The organism is Corynebacterium sanguinis (assembly GCF_007641235.1).
GTDB classification, from domain to species: Bacteria; Actinomycetota; Actinomycetes; order Mycobacteriales; family Mycobacteriaceae; genus Corynebacterium; species Corynebacterium sanguinis.
Genome location: NZ_CP038157.1, coordinates 1,636,136 through 1,652,487 on the forward strand (window position 1 = coordinate 1,636,136; position 16,352 = coordinate 1,652,487).

General features: G+C 66.8%; 15 protein-coding genes. 11 read left to right on the forward strand and 4 right to left on the reverse strand.

What is annotated here, in order from left to right; genetic code table 11:
- Positions 1-17: 17 nt before the first annotated feature.
- Positions 18-1,271: an amidohydrolase gene (locus E3227_RS07930; RefSeq protein WP_136651572.1), complete on the reverse strand. Its 1,254-nt coding sequence runs from the start codon at positions 1,269-1,271 to the stop codon at positions 18-20.
- Positions 1,272-1,315: 44 nt separating this feature from the next.
- Positions 1,316-2,641 carry a DUF4921 family protein gene (locus E3227_RS07935; protein ID WP_211346221.1) on the reverse strand — a complete coding sequence of 442 codons (1,326 nt, stop codon included), beginning with the start codon at positions 2,639-2,641 and terminating at the stop codon, positions 1,316-1,318.
- Between the two features lie 31 nt (positions 2,642-2,672).
- Here E3227_RS07935 and E3227_RS07940 point away from each other — a divergent pair, with 31 nt between their 5' ends.
- Entirely contained in the window at positions 2,673-3,071 is a 399-nt protein-coding gene (locus E3227_RS07940; RefSeq protein WP_136651573.1) for a hypothetical protein, read from the forward strand.
- Here the strand turns inward: E3227_RS07940 and E3227_RS07945 are convergent.
- Positions 3,041-4,171, reverse strand: coding sequence for a glycerate kinase (locus E3227_RS07945; protein WP_136651574.1), 1,131 nt, complete (start codon positions 4,169-4,171; stop codon positions 3,041-3,043). The genes E3227_RS07940 and E3227_RS07945 overlap by 31 nt on opposite strands.
- 252 nt (positions 4,172-4,423) lie before the next feature.
- Here E3227_RS07945 and gdhA point away from each other — a divergent pair, with 252 nt between their 5' ends.
- The 10 genes from gdhA to smc all read left to right on the forward strand — a co-directional run bounded on the left by gdhA (position 4,424) and on the right by smc (position 16,095).
- Positions 4,424-5,770: an NADP-specific glutamate dehydrogenase gene (gdhA, locus tag E3227_RS07950; protein ID WP_136651575.1), complete on the forward strand. Its 1,347-nt coding sequence runs from the start codon at positions 4,424-4,426 to the stop codon at positions 5,768-5,770.
- A gap of 816 nt (positions 5,771-6,586) precedes the next feature.
- Positions 6,587-7,393, forward strand: coding sequence for a DivIVA domain-containing protein (locus tag E3227_RS07955; RefSeq protein ID WP_144318120.1), 807 nt, complete (start codon positions 6,587-6,589; stop codon positions 7,391-7,393).
- A 32-nt stretch (positions 7,394-7,425) separates the two neighbouring features.
- Positions 7,426-7,956 carry a YceD family protein gene (locus tag E3227_RS07960; protein WP_246062659.1) on the forward strand — a complete coding sequence of 177 codons (531 nt, stop codon included), beginning with the start codon at positions 7,426-7,428 and terminating at the stop codon, positions 7,954-7,956.
- On the forward strand, positions 7,953-8,717 hold the full coding sequence (gene rnc / locus E3227_RS07965) for a ribonuclease III (protein WP_144318122.1): 765 nt from the start codon (positions 7,953-7,955) through the stop codon (positions 8,715-8,717). The genes E3227_RS07960 and rnc overlap by 4 nt, the downstream gene beginning before the upstream one ends.
- Positions 8,717-9,541, forward strand: coding sequence for a bifunctional DNA-formamidopyrimidine glycosylase/DNA-(apurinic or apyrimidinic site) lyase (gene mutM, locus E3227_RS07970; RefSeq protein ID WP_144318123.1), 825 nt, complete (start codon positions 8,717-8,719; stop codon positions 9,539-9,541). Before rnc ends, mutM begins: the two co-directional genes overlap by 1 nt.
- Before the next feature lie 53 nt (positions 9,542-9,594).
- Positions 9,595-11,094: an alanine/glycine:cation symporter family protein gene (locus tag E3227_RS07975; protein WP_144318124.1), complete on the forward strand. Its 1,500-nt coding sequence runs from the start codon at positions 9,595-9,597 to the stop codon at positions 11,092-11,094.
- Positions 11,087-11,371, forward strand: coding sequence for an acylphosphatase (locus tag E3227_RS07980; protein ID WP_136651581.1), 285 nt, complete (start codon positions 11,087-11,089; stop codon positions 11,369-11,371). The genes E3227_RS07975 and E3227_RS07980 overlap by 8 nt, the downstream gene beginning before the upstream one ends.
- Positions 11,372-11,471: 100 nt before the next feature.
- Positions 11,472-11,792 carry a PadR family transcriptional regulator gene (locus E3227_RS07985; RefSeq protein ID WP_136651582.1) on the forward strand — a complete coding sequence of 107 codons (321 nt, stop codon included), beginning with the start codon at positions 11,472-11,474 and terminating at the stop codon, positions 11,790-11,792.
- Positions 11,789-12,532 carry a hypothetical protein gene (locus E3227_RS07990; protein WP_136651583.1) on the forward strand — a complete coding sequence of 248 codons (744 nt, stop codon included), beginning with the start codon at positions 11,789-11,791 and terminating at the stop codon, positions 12,530-12,532. The genes E3227_RS07985 and E3227_RS07990 overlap by 4 nt, the downstream gene beginning before the upstream one ends.
- A 122-nt stretch (positions 12,533-12,654) precedes the next feature.
- A complete protein-coding gene (smc, locus tag E3227_RS07995; protein WP_144318125.1) occupies positions 12,655-16,095 on the forward strand; it encodes a chromosome segregation protein SMC in 3,441 nt (1,146 codons plus the stop codon).
- Here smc and E3227_RS11470 read toward each other — a convergent pair.
- Positions 16,092-16,229, reverse strand: a complete 138-nt coding sequence (locus E3227_RS11470) for a hypothetical protein (RefSeq protein ID WP_153257539.1) — start codon at positions 16,227-16,229, stop codon at positions 16,092-16,094. The genes smc and E3227_RS11470 overlap by 4 nt on opposite strands.
- Positions 16,230-16,352: the final 123 nt, after the last annotated feature.

The window sequence follows — 16,352 nt, forward strand, 5'->3', positions numbered from 1 at the left end:
AGCCTACCGGGATAACGTTATCCCGCCAGATAAGTCAGCACCGCGGCCGCGGCCGCGCGGGTCGCGGCGTTGATCGTCGGCTCGTACTCCGGCAGGAAGTTGGCCATGTGGTTGACCGGCACGTCCTCCGCCACCCTGTCGGCGGCAACAGCCACGTCCCACTGCTCGCGCGGGGTGCAGCCGATCAGCCAGAAGAAGTAGGGCACGCCGAACGCCATGGGAATGAACGGGAAGTCCTCCGACACCGTCTTACGCGGGGCGTTGACCGAGTCCTTGCCGAACACCGCGTCGAAAGTGGGGCGAACCTTGCGGTAAACGATGGCGTCGTTGGTCAAGAGCTCACCGTGGGCGAAGTACTCGATGGTGGGCTTTTCTGTCATGCCGGACGCGAGCACCTCGGCGTGGACGACGCGCTCGATGGAGGCGCACACTTTCTCCTTCGTCTTGTCGGAGTAGAAGCGGCAGTTCAGCGTCAGCTCCGCGCTGGCCGGGATGATGTTGGTCACCGAGCCGGCGCGCATGGTGCCCACGGAGATCACAGCGAAGTCGTTCGGGTCCACTTCGCGGCCCACAATCGCCTGCATCCGGGTGATGATCATCGCCGCGGTGTACGTCGGGTCGATAGCGTTGTGCGGCATCGAGCCGTGCGCGCTGCGCCCGGGGATGACGATGCGGATCGAGTCGCAGGCCGCAAACTGGGGCCCTGCCTTGGACATCACCTGGCCGGCGCGGCCCGGCATGACGTGCTGGCCGAAGCACACTGCGGGGCGCGGCACGCGGCTGGTCAGGTCGTCATCGACCATAGACATCGCGCCTTCCGAGGTTTCTTCCCCGGGCTGGAACAGCGCCACGAACGTGCCCGACCAGCTGTCACGAGTGTGGTCGAGGAAATCGCACAGGCTCAACAGCGCGGTGGTGTGGATGTCGTGGCCGCAGGCGTGCATGGTGCCCACGGTTTTCCCGTCGCGCCCGGTCATCATCTTGTGGGAGGCGTAGGATACGTTGGTGTCCTCGGTGACGGGCAGGCCATCGAAGTCGGCGCGGAAGAGCACCGTCGGCCCCTCGCCGTTGCGGAACACCGCCACCACCCCGTAGGGGCCGATGGGGCTAATGACCTCGCAGTCAAAGCGTTTGAGCTCGTGGAGGATCCGGCGGTGCGTCTCCTCCTCCTGCATGGACAGCTCGGGGTTGGCGTGCAGCAGCTCGTAGAGCCGGCGCTGCCACACGGGGTCTACTTCGTAGCTGTCCAGTATGGCGCTGATGTCGTTCACTGTGTTCCTTCTCACTTCCTCCGCTTGTGTACCCGCCACCCTAGCTAGGTCAGCCGCGGGTTGTAGCGCAAGACGTTGCGCGCCGGGTGGCACTCGGTGGCGATCCTGATGTCGGCAGCAATCGCGCCCGCTTTTCGACGCCCATACAAACGCGTCACCATCCGATCCCGAATGTCGGTCGGCGACAGCGTGTTGACGTAAATTTTTGTCCCGCCCTCGAAACCGGCGAGGGTGGACACGCGCCACTTCAGGTTCACGCGCAGCGGCATGGGCACGTCCACGTCGACAGGCTTGTGGTGCCACTCCTCGTTGCACGCGACGTCGGGCCCCGTCGCCGCGTGCGCGGCGTGCAACAGGTCGGAAAAACCGCGGACTTCCGTATCGCTCATGTCCCACGGGTGCGTCGCGGCGGACTTGGAGTAGATGCTCATGGTGGGGTAGCGGTGCCCGATGCCTGCGATCAGGATTGCCTCGTCGTTTTCCGCGATGACGAGGTTGTTGTAAAACGCGTAGTTTACTCCCCACTCGTTGTACATGTTGAGGTTCTGCCGCAGCTTGGCCAGCTCCATCTCGCCCTGCACGCCGCGCTCGTCGATAGCTACGAGCTGTTTGTGCAGGTGGTCGAAGGAAGCGCCCGCCGGGGCGAGCCAGTTTTGGAAGACCACCACGTAGGGCGCGTAGCGGTTGCGGTCGTAGAGCTCGTGCATGGAGGCAATGGTGAAGGAGATAAACGCGTAGTGCTCGTCCACCGACAGGGTGCCGGAGGAGGCGAGCTGGGAGGAATCGGTGGCGTCGTCGACGAAGTGGCGCCGCGCGATGATCACGTCGTGCCCACCGCCGAAGTAGGCCGGGGCGAGCGCGAGCAGTTCCTCCTCGCTGACGTCGGCGCTTTTGCCGCTGGCGCGCAGGCGGGTGCGCACGGTGTCGAAGACGTGCTCGCGCCCGGCGGGGTCGCCCAGGTAGCGCTCCATGTGTCGCTGCTGCTCGTCGGGCATGACGTAGCCGTAGTTCTTGTTCCAGTAGTTGTACGAGACGATCTCAAACAGGTTGGGTACGCGGCGGAACTCGGCGCGGATGGCGGCCAGCTCGTGGGGCAGGAGGTTTTTCAAGATGCGCCAGCCGGCGTCGTCGCGGACGATGCGCGCCTTCTCCGGCGGTGTGGACAGCGCGTGGGCCTCGCAGAAGTTGCAGCTGTGGGTGAAGTCGTGCGGCGTCAGCTCCGTCGGGTCCTTGGTAGCGGTGGACAATGGGCGGTTGCCGCGACCCGGCACCGTCCACACTTCGGTGCCCGAAAAGGGGTTGATCTGCTTGATCGTCCCGTCCGCCATGGTGGTAAGGGCATTGCGGTAGGGGTGCGCGGGGAAGGTCATGACGTTAAAGCGTATTAGCTAACCTAGCGTCATGCCCGTCATCCAATTCGACGTTCTCGTGCCCGACGCCGCCGCCGGCGAGGTTGAAGGCGCCTTCGCCCGCGCCCTCGACATCCTGGTCTCCCGCGGCGTGCTCGACTCGGCCTCGGTCAGCCACGAGTCGCACCCGCTTCTCGACGCCCACACCCACGCCCAGCTCAAGGGAGTCTACGAGGCCGACCGCGGTGAAGACCCGGATGAGGCCGGGGCGCAGCCGCACCGTTTCTCCATTTCGGCTGCCGGCGCGTCGAGCTACAACCAGCTCGCGATGGGGCTCTCGCGCATCCTCACACCCAAGGCGCAGCTGCCGCGCGACCCGGCTGCCCTGGAGCAGGAGCAGCGCTTTGAGCAACCGTCGATTTACCCCTGGGTCGTGGAGATCCTGCGGTAGCGTGCAGCGACCTCCGTGCCGGCGCGGGTGAGTTGCTCCTGCACGTCGTCCAGCTCCTCGAGCGTGACGGTCACGGCCGGGTTGGCGGAGTCGACCTCGGCCTCGAAGGAGCCGGCCACCACCGCGGCCACGGCGTCCGTGTGGGAAACGAGATCGAGGACCGTTTTCACCACCTTGCCCTCGGCGGTTTGCGAGTCGAAGCGCCCCTCGCCGGTGACAACGAGCGAAGCCGTCGCGACTTTGTCGGGGAGATCGTTCGCCTGGGCCATGACCTGGGCTCCCGGCAGCACGCGCACGTGCTCCTCCGTGCCGTGCAGGAGCTTCGACACCCAGCTCAGGCCCACTGCGATCCCGCCCGCAGCGCCGTAGCCGGGGCGGGAGCCGTCGACGCCGGTAACTTCGCACAACTGGGCCAGCGCGCGGTCGAGCTTTTCCACGTCCTCCTCGCTCGCGCCCTTTTGTGGCCCGAAGATGCGCGCCGCGCCGCGCTCGCCGGTGGCGGGGACGAGGGCGTCGGCAAGCAGGATCCACTCCATGGAGGCGGCGGGGATGTTCATCTTCGCCGTGTCGAAGTCGGCGAGGTCGACTAGGGCGCCGCCGCCGGGCGGGAGGTTGTAGCCCGCGGCGTTGAGCGGGTTGACCCCGAGCGCGACGAGGATGCCGGTGCCGCCGTCGACGGTGGCCGATCCGCCGAGGCCGAGCACGATGCGGCGCGCGCCGCGGGTCTCGGCGTCGGCGATGAGCACGCCCGTGCCGTACGTGTCGCCTGTCATCGCGACGGGGTTGTCCTTGACCGCGGGCATCCCGGTCGCCGCGGCGACGTCGATGTAGGCGGTTTCGGTTTCGGCATCAAAGGTGTAGGTCGCCTCGGTGAGCCGGCCCGCCGCGTCGGTGGTGGGCAGCGTGATGCGCTCGCCCTCAAACAGGCTTGACGTTCCTTCTCCGCCGTCGGCCATGGGGACGGCGATGATGTTCGCGTCTTGGATCACGCTGATGATGCCGTCGGCAAGCCAGCTCGCGGCCTGCTGAGCGCTCGCCGTTCCCTTGAACGCGTCGGGCGCGATGACGACAGTGGGGGATCCTTGCGTGATACGCGTCATAGTGCTCCTTGGAAGTAGTGGTTCAAGCGTGGTAAATGTGCTGCTGGGGCCCACTTTAGCGCCGCGGTTCAGCGGTCGACCAAGGTGCCCGGTCTTAACGGAGTCGGCGCCCGGCTTTGCGGACGCCGGTGCGCCTGTAGTGTGGGGAGGGTTAAAACCTGCTGTACGCTAGGTATATTTGTTCAACGCGAGGATGAACCAGGGCCCTGCTCGACGCGGGCCGCTGGAGATCATCCACGGAAAGGGATTCGCATGACCAATATCGATCAAGAAGTGGCCAGCTACTACGATAAACTTCTCAAGCGCAACGCCGGCGAGCCGGAGTTCCACCAGGCGGTCGCCGAGGTGCTCGACTCGCTCAAGATCGTGCTGGAGAAGGACAGTTACTACGCCGACTACGGCCTGATTGAGCGTCTGTGCGAGCCCGAGCGCCAGATAATCTTCCGCGTGCCGTGGGTCGACGACAACGGCCAGGTCCGCGTCAACCGCGGCTTCCGTGTGCAGTTCAACTCGGCGCTCGGCCCCTACAAGGGCGGCCTGCGCTTCCACCCATCGGTGAACCTGGGCATCATCAAGTTCCTGGGCTTCGAGCAAATCTTCAAGAACTCGCTGACCGGCCTGCCCATCGGCGGCGGCAAGGGCGGCTCCGACTTCGACCCGAAGGGCAAGTCCGAGCGCGAGATCATGCGCTTCTGCCAGTCCTTCATGACGGAGCTGTGGCGCCACATCGGTGAGTACCGCGACGTCCCGGCCGGCGACATCGGCGTCGGCGGCCGCGAGATCGGCTACCTGTTCGGACAGTACCGCCGCCTGGCCAACCAGCACGAGTCCGGCGTTCTCACCGGCAAGGGCCTGAGCTGGGGCGGATCCCTCGTGCGCACCGAGGCCACCGGCTACGGCTGCGTCTACTTCACCGACGAGATGATGAAGGCCCGCGGCGAGTCCCTCGACGGTGCCAAGGTTATCGTGTCCGGCTCCGGCAACGTGGCGATCTACGCCATCGAAAAGGCCCAGGAGCTCGGCGCGACCGTGATCGGCTTCTCCGACTCCTCCGGCTGGGTGGAGACCCCGAACGGCGTGGACATCGAGCTGCTTAAAGACGTCAAGGAGGTCCGGCGCGAGCGCGTTGGCACCTACGTCGACGACGCCGAGGGCGCGACCTTCCACTCCGACGGCAGCATCTGGGACCTCAGCGCCGACGTCGCACTGCCGTGCGCGACCCAGAACGAGCTCAACGGCGAGCACGCGAAGAACCTGGTCGCCAACGGCGTGCGCTACGTCGCCGAGGGCGCGAACATGCCCTCGACCCCGGAGGCCGTCGAGGTCTTCCGGGAGAACAGGGTCAGCTTCGGGCCGGGCAAGGCCGCCAACGCTGGTGGCGTGGCAACCTCCGCGCTGGAGATGCAGCAGAACGCCTCGCGCGATTCCTGGACCTTCGATTACACGGACGACCGCCTTCATAAGATCATGTCGAACATCTTCAAGGTTGCCGACGAGACCTCCAAGGAGTACGGCCGCGAGGGCGACTACATCGTCGGCTCGAACATCGCCGGCTTCAAGAAGGTCGCCGACGCGATGCTTGCTCAGGGCGTTATCTAGCCTCTTTGCTGGGGTGTGTCCCTGGTCGCTTGAGCGGCGGGGCCTGCTGTGGACTGCGCAGTTTGGCTCCGCGGGTTGTTTGCGACCAGGGGCTTTGCTGTCTCTGGTGGGTGGATTGCGCGGTTTAAACTGCGCGGATGCGTGGGGTGGGTCGGTTTTTGGGTCGGGCGCGGGCTTGGGTTCCTAGTCGTGGATGGGCGGGGCCGACTGCGCAATGTGGACTGCGCAATTTAGCTGAGCGGGCCTGTTGCGACCAGGGACTTTGCTGACGCAAATTTACTAAATTGCGCAGTCCAAACTGCGCGGACGCGTTGCTGGCCGCCCGAGACCTACGGCAAGCGCGCCGGTGTTGTTTGTGGGGCGGGTGAGGGCTGTGTTCCTGGTCATGGATGGGCGGGGCCGACTGCGCAATGTGGACTGCGCAAACTAACTGAGCGGGCCTGCCGCGAACAGGGACTTTGCTGGTGCAGATTCGCTATATTGCGCAGTCCAAACTGCGCGGACGTGTTGGGGCAACCTGAGACCTACGGCAAGCGCACCGTTGCTGCTTGTGGGGCGATCGAGACTCGTGTTCCTTGCCGCGTGCGCGGCGGAGCCGACTGCGCAATGGGCATTGCGCAATTTACCTGAGCGGCCTACCCACGAACAGGGACTTTGCTACTACAGATTCCCTAAATCGCGCAGTCCAAACCGCGCACACGCGCACATCCACCCGGTCAACACGAACCACACCCGCTTAGACCCAACCAGCCGCGCCAACAAACCCCCGCGCGCCGAACCCGAGGCAGGCGCGCTGGCGCAGTACTCTAAAGCACTATGTACCGCGTATTCGAAGCTCTCGATGAACTTGTCCAGACCGTGGAGCAGGCCTACGGCGTGCCGATGACTTCCAACTGCATGGTGCCGCGCAACGAGGTGCTCGCACTTCTTGACGACATCCGCAACGCTTACCCCGTCGAGATCGACGACGCCCAGGACGTGCTGGACAACCAGGACGAGATCCTGCGCGGGGCCCAGGAGCGCGCCGACGCGATCGTCGGCAGCGCCGAGGCCGAGGCGCGCGAGATTATGTCCGACGTCCACACCCGCACTGAGGACATGCTTTCCGACGCCCAGTCGCGCGCGACCCTGCTCGTCGCCAACGCCGAGGAGGACGCGGAGCTGACCGTCACTCGCGCGCGCGAGGAGGCGGACTCGACCATCGCCGGCGCGCAGCGCGAGGCGGAGCGCCTGATCCAGAACGGCAACCAGGAGTACCAGCGCTCGGTTGAGCAGGGCCTGGCGGAGCAGGAGCGTCTGATCTCGGAATCAGAGGTCATGCGTCGCGCCGACGAAGAGGCGCACCGCCTGGTTGAGCAGGCGCACTCGGAATCCTCGCGCTTGCGCGCCGAGTGCGATAGCTACGTTGATTCGAAGCTCGCCGATTTCGAGGAATCACTTTCTTCTGTGTTGCGCACGGTCTCCTCTGACCGCTCCGCGCTCCGTCGCGGCGCCGGGGCTTCTGGAGCGGCTGGCGAGCGCTACGATCGCCCGCGCTCGGGCGAGCGGATTGAGCGCGTCGAGCGCCGCGAGCGGGTGCGCCGCCCGCGTAACGACGGCTCCGGCTCGGAGCTCGATTACTAGTTCCCGTTCATCGTTGTAGGGTGGTGGCTGTTATGGCTAATCCTTTTGTCTTTAACGTCGCCGAAGCAGTTCACGGAGATGGTCTTCCGGTCACCACAACGCAGACGGGGCCCTCGCCGTCACGCATCGGCCCGGAAATGATTGCCCTGCCCAAGGGCGCCGAAGTCACGGTCGAAGCGACGATCACCCCGCTCGGCTCGGGCGTGCTCGTCGATGCCACCGCCACCGGCACCCTCGAGGGCGAGTGCGTGCGCTGCCTGGCCAGGCTGACCCCGGAGTTTTCCGCGACGGTGAACCAGGTCTTTTCCGCCTCCGACGACTTCATCGTCGGCGCAGACGATGACGACCAGGACAAGGGCTCCGGCGACGAGATCATGGCCGTCGTCGACGATACGGTCGACCTTGAACAGGCGTTTATCGACGAGATGGGCATGACCCTGCCGTTCAACCCGGTCTGCGAGCCCGAGTGCGTCAACGCGGGTGAGGTGCCCAGCCCGGACGGGATCTCGGGCGAGGAGGAGCGGGTTGATCCGCGCTGGGCCGGATTGGAGAAGTTCTTGTGAGTCGCTCCCGCCGCACCAAAATAACCGGCGAGGAGGCGTGGAACGAGGCATTCGGGCGCGTCGACCACGCCCCGCTGCTCGCCGCCCTCGGCGTCGAGGTTGAGCCCGAGATCCTGCGTCTGGCGCTGACGCACCGCTCGTTTGCCAACGAGCACGGTCCGCTGCCCAACAACGAGCGCCTCGAGTTCCTCGGTGATGCCGTGCTCGGCCTGTCCGTGGCGAACAGCCTCTACGAGCGATTTCCTTCGCGTCCTGAGTCGGACATTTCGAAGATGCGGGCGTCGATAGTTTCGCGCTATGGCCTGGCGTATGTGGCGCGCGAGATTGGCCTCGGGGCGCATGTGCTGCTGGGCAAGGGCGAGGAGGTCACGGGTGGCCGTGACAAGGACTCGATCCTGGCGGATACCACCGAGGCCCTGTTCGGCGCGATCTACCGCCAGCACGGTTTCGAGCCCGCGCGCGACGTCGTGCTGCGGCTGTTTGAATCGAAGCTGGAGAGCGCGACGGCCACGGGCCGCCACCAGGACTGGAAGACGGTGCTGCAGGAGCGCCTCGCGGAGCTCAAGGCCCCGGCGGCGGAGTACCGCGCGACCTCGGTCGGCCCCGATCACGACCAGACGTTCACCGCCGACGTGCTCGTCGGCGAGCAGTCGCGCGGGCGCGGCGTCGGGCCGAACAAGAAGCTCGCGGAGCAGGAGGCGGCGCGTGTCGCGGTGGCGTTCTTGCGCGATCACCCCGAGGCCGTGGCGAGGCAGGGGTAGTGCCGGAGCTGCCTGAGGTTGAGGTGGTGCGCCGCGGCCTCGACACCCATCTTGTCGGACGGACTTTCAGCACCGTGGAGGTGCTGCACCCGCGGGCGGTGCGCGGCAACTCCGTCGACCTCCGCGAAATGCTGCCGGGCCGGCGGGTCACCGGCACGGGGCGGCGCGGCAAGTTCATGTGGCTGACGCTTGACGACGGCGCCGCGCTCATGGTTCACCTCCGCATGAGCGGCCAAATGCTCGTCGGCTCTCCCGGCACCGCGGTGAGCCCTCACCTGCGGATTCGAGCATTGCTTGACGACGTCGAGCTGGCGTTCGTGGACCAGCGGACCTTCGGCTCCTGGCAGTACGTCTCGCTGGGCGAAGATGGCGTCCCGGAGTCGATTGGCCACATTGCGCCGGACCCGTTCGAGGCAGACTTCGACATCGTCGAGCGCGCCCGCCTCGTGCGCACGCGCAGCTCCGCGATTAAGACGGTGCTGCTCAACCAGGCGATCGTCAGCGGAATTGGCTCCATCTACGCCGACGAGGCGCTGTGGGCGGCGGGCGTAAAGCCCACGCGGCGGGCCAGGTCGCTGCGCCAGTCGGACGCGGTACGGGTGCTTGAGCACTCCCGCGACGTCATGGCCAAGGCGTTGGAACAGGGCGGGACCAGCTTCGATTCCCTCTACGTCAACGTCAACGGCGCGAGCGGGTACTTCTCACGCTCGCTCAACGCCTATGGCAGGGAGGGCCAGCCGTGCCTGCGCTGCGGCACCGAGATGCGCAAGGTTGTGGTCAACGGGCGCTCGAGCTGTTTCTGCCAGGGGTGCCAGACACTGTGAGTTATTGTGATTAGTTACACATAGCCTGGCACCCACCCGTTAAGATTTGGCGCATGGAAAAAGCATACGAGATCGTCGATGGGACGATTAACGGGTTCATCTGGAACATCGTCCCCTGGTTCCTCGTGCTGGCGGGCATCTACTTCGGGTTCCGGACGCTGTTCGTGCAGGTCCGCTTGCTGCCGTCGATGTTCCGCGCGGTCGCCGAGACCCCGAAAGGCAAGGACCGCGAGGGCCGCGACCTGGATGCGGACTACGGCGGCATCTCGGCGTTCAAGGCGTTCACCATTTCGGCCGCTTCGCGCGTGGGCACGGGAAACATCGCGGGCGTCGCGCTCGCGATCTCGATCGGCGGCCCGGGCGCGGTGTTCTGGATGTGGATGATCGCCCTGATCGGTGGAGCGACCTCGTTCGTCGAATCCACCCTGGCGCAGCTGTGGAAGACCAAAGACCCCGAGGGTAGCTACCACGGCGGCCCGGCGTACTACATGACACGCGGGCTCGGCTGGAGGCCCGTGGCGATCATCTTTTCCATCTTCCTAGCCTTCACCTACGGCTTCGTCTACAACGCGATTCAGACCAACTCCATCGTGGAAGCGGTGGGAGGCTCCCTGGACAACAACAGCAACACTCTCAAGGGCATCGTCGCGGTTGTCATCGCCGCGCTGACCGCGGCCATCATCTTCGGTGGCGTGACCCGCATTGCGTCCGCGACGCAGGTGATCGTTCCGTTTATGGCCGGCGCCTATGTCATCATCGGTCTGATCGTGGTGATTGTGAACATCGGCGAGGTCCCGAACATGATCGCCACCATCGTCGGCAGCGCGCTTGGACTACGTGAGGTCGCTGGCGCCACGCTGGCGATGGCGTTCATGCACGGCATGCGCCGCGGGCTCTTCTCCAACGAGGCGGGTATGGGCTCGGCACCGAATGCGGCCGCGACGGCGACCGTGTCGCACCCGGTGAAGCAGGGTCTTGTTCAGACCCTCGGCGTGTACTTCGATACCCTGTTGGTCTGTTCGATCACCGCGTTCATCGTCCTGCTCGGCCCACAGGTGACCTACGGCAAGGAAAACATCCAGGGTGCCGCGCTGACGCAGGCGGCGCTGGCTGATTCGGTCGGCGCCTGGGGCGCGCACGCGATCACCTTCATCCTGTTCTTCCTCGCGTTCTCTTCTGTGATCGGCAACTACTACCTCGCGCAGGCCAACATTGAGTATCTGACCAAGTCGAAGGCCGTGATGACCGGGTTCCGCGTGCTCGTGATCGGGTTTGTTTTCTTTGGCGCGTTCGGCTCGCTGCCGCTGGTGTGGGCGCTCGGCGACACCATGGCCGGCAGCCTGGCCATTATCAACATCATCGCGATCGTCCCGCTGGGCGGTGTTGCGATCAAGCTGCTGAAGAACTTCAACGAGCAGCGCCGCCAGGGCGTCGACCCGGTCTTCCACCGCGACATGCTGCCCGAGCTGAAGAACGTCGAGTTCTGGGACGGCTCCGACCCCGTGACGCGGCGCAGCATCGAGGACCGCATCACGCTGGCGGACAATGAGTAGCGTCCGCCTCGCCGCCCACGTGCACGGTCACGTTCAGGGGGTGGGTTTTCGCTGGTGGACCCGCTCGCGCGCGCTCGAGCTCGGGTTGGCGGGTTACGCGAAGAACCTTGACGACGGCCGCGTCGAGGTGGTTGCTGAAGGCGCACGTGAGGGCGTCGATAAGTTCCTGCGGCTCTTGAGGGAGCAGCCGTCGACGGCCGGGCGGCCGGGTCGGGTGGACACGGTGGTGGAGCGGTGCTCGGAGCCGAAGGGTGCGCGAGGCTTCGAGGAGCGCTAGGGCCTTCGGGCTTATACCTTGCACTGCAAAGTACTTAGGGATAGAATGTACCTTGCATTGCAAAGTAAGGAGGAGGTTATTGACACCGACAAGACCCCCAATGACCCAGCTACGCAAGGGTGCGCTCGAACTGGCGATCCTGTCGCTGCTCGAGCGCGAGGAGCTCTACGGCGCGGCGCTTGTTGAGCGGCTCGGAAACTACCCGAGCCTCGCTGCGCCGGCCGGCACCGTGTACCCGCTTCTGAGCCGGCTGACCAGCAACAACATCGTGCAAACGCGCTGGGAGGAGTCGCCGAAGGGGCCGCCGCGCAAATACTACTCGCTAAGCGACGCCGGCACCGACGCCCTGCGCCACCTACAAGGAGACTTCCACACCCTGACCCGGGACATCGCAGCACTGTTCGGAGAGGACAAGCAATGAGCACAATTGATACATACACAGCCGCCATCGAGCGCGCGCTGGCCACCACGCGGCTTGGCCGCGCCCGCATTAACGCGATCGTGGGGGAGCAGCGGGACCTGCTGGAAGAGCTTGCGTCGGACGGAGCATCGCTTTGCGATGAGCTCGGGACCCCACGCGACTACGCCGCGAGCGTGGCGCGGGAGTACGAGGGCGTGGGATACGACGACCACGGCCGGCGCACCACCCCGTTCGGCGCGCTGTTCGCTTCCTCGCGCCGGAGGATTTTCGACCCCGAGGACGAGAAGATTCTCCAACCGCACCTGATGGGCCTGGGTTGGTCCATCAACTGGGGTGCCGTCGCCGTCAAGGCCGGGTGGCTGCGCCCCGATGACCTCGACGCAACGACCCTGGCCAACACGCCCGCGGCTGCCCGGGTCGCGGCGTGGCTGACGCCGGTTGCGCTGACGGCGGGCGCCGTCACGGTGGCGCGCAGGGCCGGGGCGTCCGGCGTCGGGCCCGCGCTGGCGCTCGCCGCGAGCATGGCGCTGCCGATTGCATCGCTGAAGCATAGAGACGTCCGCGACGAGCTCGCCGGGATCTCGCTGGCCACCCTGCTCAGCGCCGCTGGTCTCGCCCGCGCGGTATCGGAGACCCCTCGTGCAGGAGGACGCTTACAGGCGGCCGCGGTGTTTGCGGCTGGGTTTGCGCTTTCCGGGGCGGTGGTTGTGGTGCCCCTCGTGGGGGCGGCGCGGGGTTAGCTTCCCCCCTAAACCCGGACGGGTAAATGTCACGCAAAAACGGCCGTTCTGGGCGCGTTCTTAGGTCTCCGAGTTTAGGTTGAAGGGGTGCGTGAACCCACCCGTGTCCTAGAATCCGAACAATGCACCTGAAATCGCTCACGCTTAAGGGGTTTAAGTCCTTCGCGTCGGCGACGACGATGAAGTTCGAGCCGGGTATTTGTGCTGTTGTGGGGCCTAACGGTTCGGGCAAGTCGAACGTCGTCGACGCGTTGGCGTGGGTGATGGGCGAGCAGGGGGTGAAAAACCTGCGTGGCGGGAAGATGGAGGACGTCATTTTCGCGGGCGCGGGGGATCGTAAGCCTTTGGGCCGCGCGGAGGTGACGCTGACCTTTGACAATACGGATAAGCGGCTACCTATTGACTACACGGATGTGGCGATTACGCGGCGGATGTTCCGCGACGGCGCGTCCGAGTACGAGGTCAATGGGTCGAAGGCCCGCCTGATGGATATCCAGGAGTTGCTGTCGGATTCGGGCATTGGCCGTGAGATGCACATCATCGTTGGCCAGGGCAAGCTCGCGGAGATCCTGGAATCACGCCCGGAGGAGCGCCGCGCCTTCATCGAGGAAGCCGCCGGCGTGCTCAAGCACCGCCGCCGCAAAGAGAAGGCGCAGCGCAAGCTCACCGGGATGCAGGCGAACCTCGATCGCCTCACCGATCTTACCGAGGAGCTGGGCAAGCAGCTCGCCCCCTTGGCCCGGCAGGCGGAAACGGCCCAGCGCGCGGCGAGCGTGCAGGCGACGGTGCGCGAGGCCCGCCTTATCCTCGCGGCCGATGAGGTGCTCACTCTTCGCGCGAAGCGTGACGACGCCTCCTCCAACGTCGCGCTTGTCACCGCCAAGGTTGAAGCCGTCGCCGCAGAACTGGATGAAGCTGAGGCGCAGCAGGAGGCCGTTGAGGCCCGCCAGCGGGAGGTTGAGCCGGCGGCCGAGGAGGCGCAGCAGCTGTGGTTTACGCTGTCTACGCTGGCCGAGCGCGTGAGCGCCACGGTGCGCATTGCTTCGGAGCGCGCCGCGAACTCCGTCGGGCAGACCACCTACCACGGCCAAGACCCGGACGACCTGTTGGCGCGGGCGAGCGTGGCCGACGAGCAGTACGCCGAGGCGCTGGAGCGCGCCGAGGAGGCGGCGGAGAAGCTCGAATCGATCCGGGAGGAGATCGCCGAGCGCCGTGAGGTCTTCGACGCCGCGGAGCGCGAGCACCTCGCGCAGGTGCGCGCGATCGCGGACCGCCGCGAGGGCGTGGTGCGCCTGCTGGCGCAGGAGGAAAGCCAGCTTGCCGCCGTCGCCGCCGCCGAAGAGGAGATTTCCCGGATCGAGGAAGCACTGGGCGAGACCCGCCAGCGCGCGCACGTCGCCGCGAGGGAGGCCGAGGAGCTGGCCCGCGCCATTACCGGCGACGGCGAGCAGCGTGATGAGCTTTACCAGGCCCACGTGCGCGCGGCCGCGGAGTCGGACGCGGCCGATAAGCGCCTCGAGCAGCTGCGCGCGGTACAGCGGGAGCGCGAGCGCACGGTGTTTACGTTGGAGTCGCGCATCGCCACCCTGTCCGAGCAGGCTCCGAAGCAGGCTGCCGCGGACGCGCTCGGCGGCGATGTCGGCGTGTTGGCGGGGCTGATCAGCGCTGATCAGGGCGTCGCTAAGGCGCTTGCCGCGGCTCTGGGCCCGTTCGCGGAAGCGCTCGTCGGGGCGGGGGACGTGGCGGATGCGCTGGCTCAGGCCGAGCGTGCCATCGTGGTGGATCCGGTTGGCGGCAGCACCTGGCGGATGGACACCGACGCGCCCGTCGACTGGCTGCTCGACCACGTCCGCCTCGACCCGTCGATCGCGGGGCCGCTCACGCGCGTGCTTGTCGACGTCGCCCTCGCCGACACAGTCGAGGAAGCTAGGCGCATCGTCGCGGACGACCCACGCCTGCGGGCGGTCACGCGCACCGGGGTGCTCGCCGGCGAGGGCTGGATCGCCGCCGGCACCGGGCAGGTGTCGACCGTCGAGGTCTCCGCGCGCATCGAGCGCGCCGCGGCGGAGCTGGAGACCGCGCGCGCCGGGCTGCGCGAGCTCTCCGGAACGCTCGAAGGCGCCAAGCTGTCGGCCGAGGAGGCGCGGGTGGCCGCGGCGAGCGCGAAGGCGGCGCTGCGCGAGCACGATGCGACTCTGGAGGCGACCCGCCGCGAGGCGCAGCGCGCGGCGCGACACCGCGACGCCCAGCGCGCCGAGCACGAGCGCGCAGCGCAGCGCGCCACCGATGCCGAGGCGCGTCTACACAGCCGCCAGGAGGAGCTTGCCGAGACCCGCGATCGCCTGTCGCGCATCGACTCGGACTCCACCGAGGCAGACGAGCCTTCAAGCGCCGAGCGCGATCGGGCCCAGGCCGCGCTGACCGAGGTCACGGCACTAGAGATGGAGGCCACGCTGTCGGCGCGCACCGCGCAGCAGACGGCGGAGGCAGCGGCGGGCAAGGGCGACGCGCTGCGTCGTCAGGCGGAGCACGAGCGGGCGGCGAAGGCGCGCTTTCTGGCGGGCGTCGCCAAGCAGAAGGCGCAGGCCGAGCTAGCCGCGACGGTCGCCGAGCACGCGCGGGTTCTCGCTGGGCGCGTTGGCGATGCGGTGGCGCGGGCCGCGGCGCGCCGCGACGAGCTCTCCGCCGAGGTCGCGCAACTTCGAGGCCGCGCGCAGCAGGCGAAACAGCAGGTCAGCGCGACGCGGCAGCAGCTGAGCCGGCTGACGGACAGCGCGCACGCCGCCGACATCGCCCGCGAGCAGGCGCAGGTGCGCATCGACGAGGCCGAGGCGAAGGCCACCGAATCCCTCGGCATCGCGATCGCCGACCTTCTCGCCCAGCACAGCCCCGGCGAGGGCTTCGACCGCGCCGCCGAGCGGGCGCGCCTCGCGCAGGCGGAAAAGGACCTGCGCGCGCTCGGCAAGGTCAACCCGCTGGCGCTGGAGGAGTACAAGGCACTCGAGGAGCGCTACTCGTTTTTGAGTACCCAGCTTGACGACGTCAACCAGGCGCGCAGGGACCTGCTCGGCGTGATCAACGACGTCGACGATCAGATCCTGAAGCTGTTTACGGATGCGTGGGCGGACGTCGAAAAGCAATTCCCCGCGGTGTTTGGCACGCTGTTTCCGGGCGGGGAGGCGCGGCTGATCCTCACCGAGCCCGGCGACATGCTCGCCACCGGCATCGAGATCGAAGCGCGCCCGCCCGGCAAGCGAGTCAAGCGGCTCTCTCTGCTCTCGGGCGGGGAGAAGTCTCTGACTGCGCTGGCTTTTCTCGTGGCCATCTTCCGCGCCCGCCCCAGCCCCTTCTACGTGTTCGACGAGGTCGAGGCGGCGCTTGACGACGTCAACCTGCGCCGGCTCATCGCGCTACTCGAAGAACTTCGCCGCGACTCGCAGCTGATCGTGATCACGCACCAGAAGCCCACGATGGACGTGGCCAACGTGCTCTATGGCGTCACGATGCGCGGCGACGGGGTCACCCGCGTGATCTCGCAGCGGATGAGCCCCGCCAGTTCCTAGTTGTCGCGGACCAGCTTCAGTGCGCCATATGCACCGGCGACGTAGAGGGTGTCCTCGCCGACGGTGTAGAAGCCGGTGCCGTTGCGAAACGCCTCGGTGACCGCGCCGTCGTAGGCCATGGTGTCGCAGGCCATGCGAGTGACCGGGAGGCTCGTGGTGGTGTAGGCGCCGGTGTGGCGGTGCCGTAGCCGTTGCAGGGGCCGCCCTCAACGCGGAAGCCCTCCATGCTGCCCTGCGGGACGAAGCTGACGCGGATG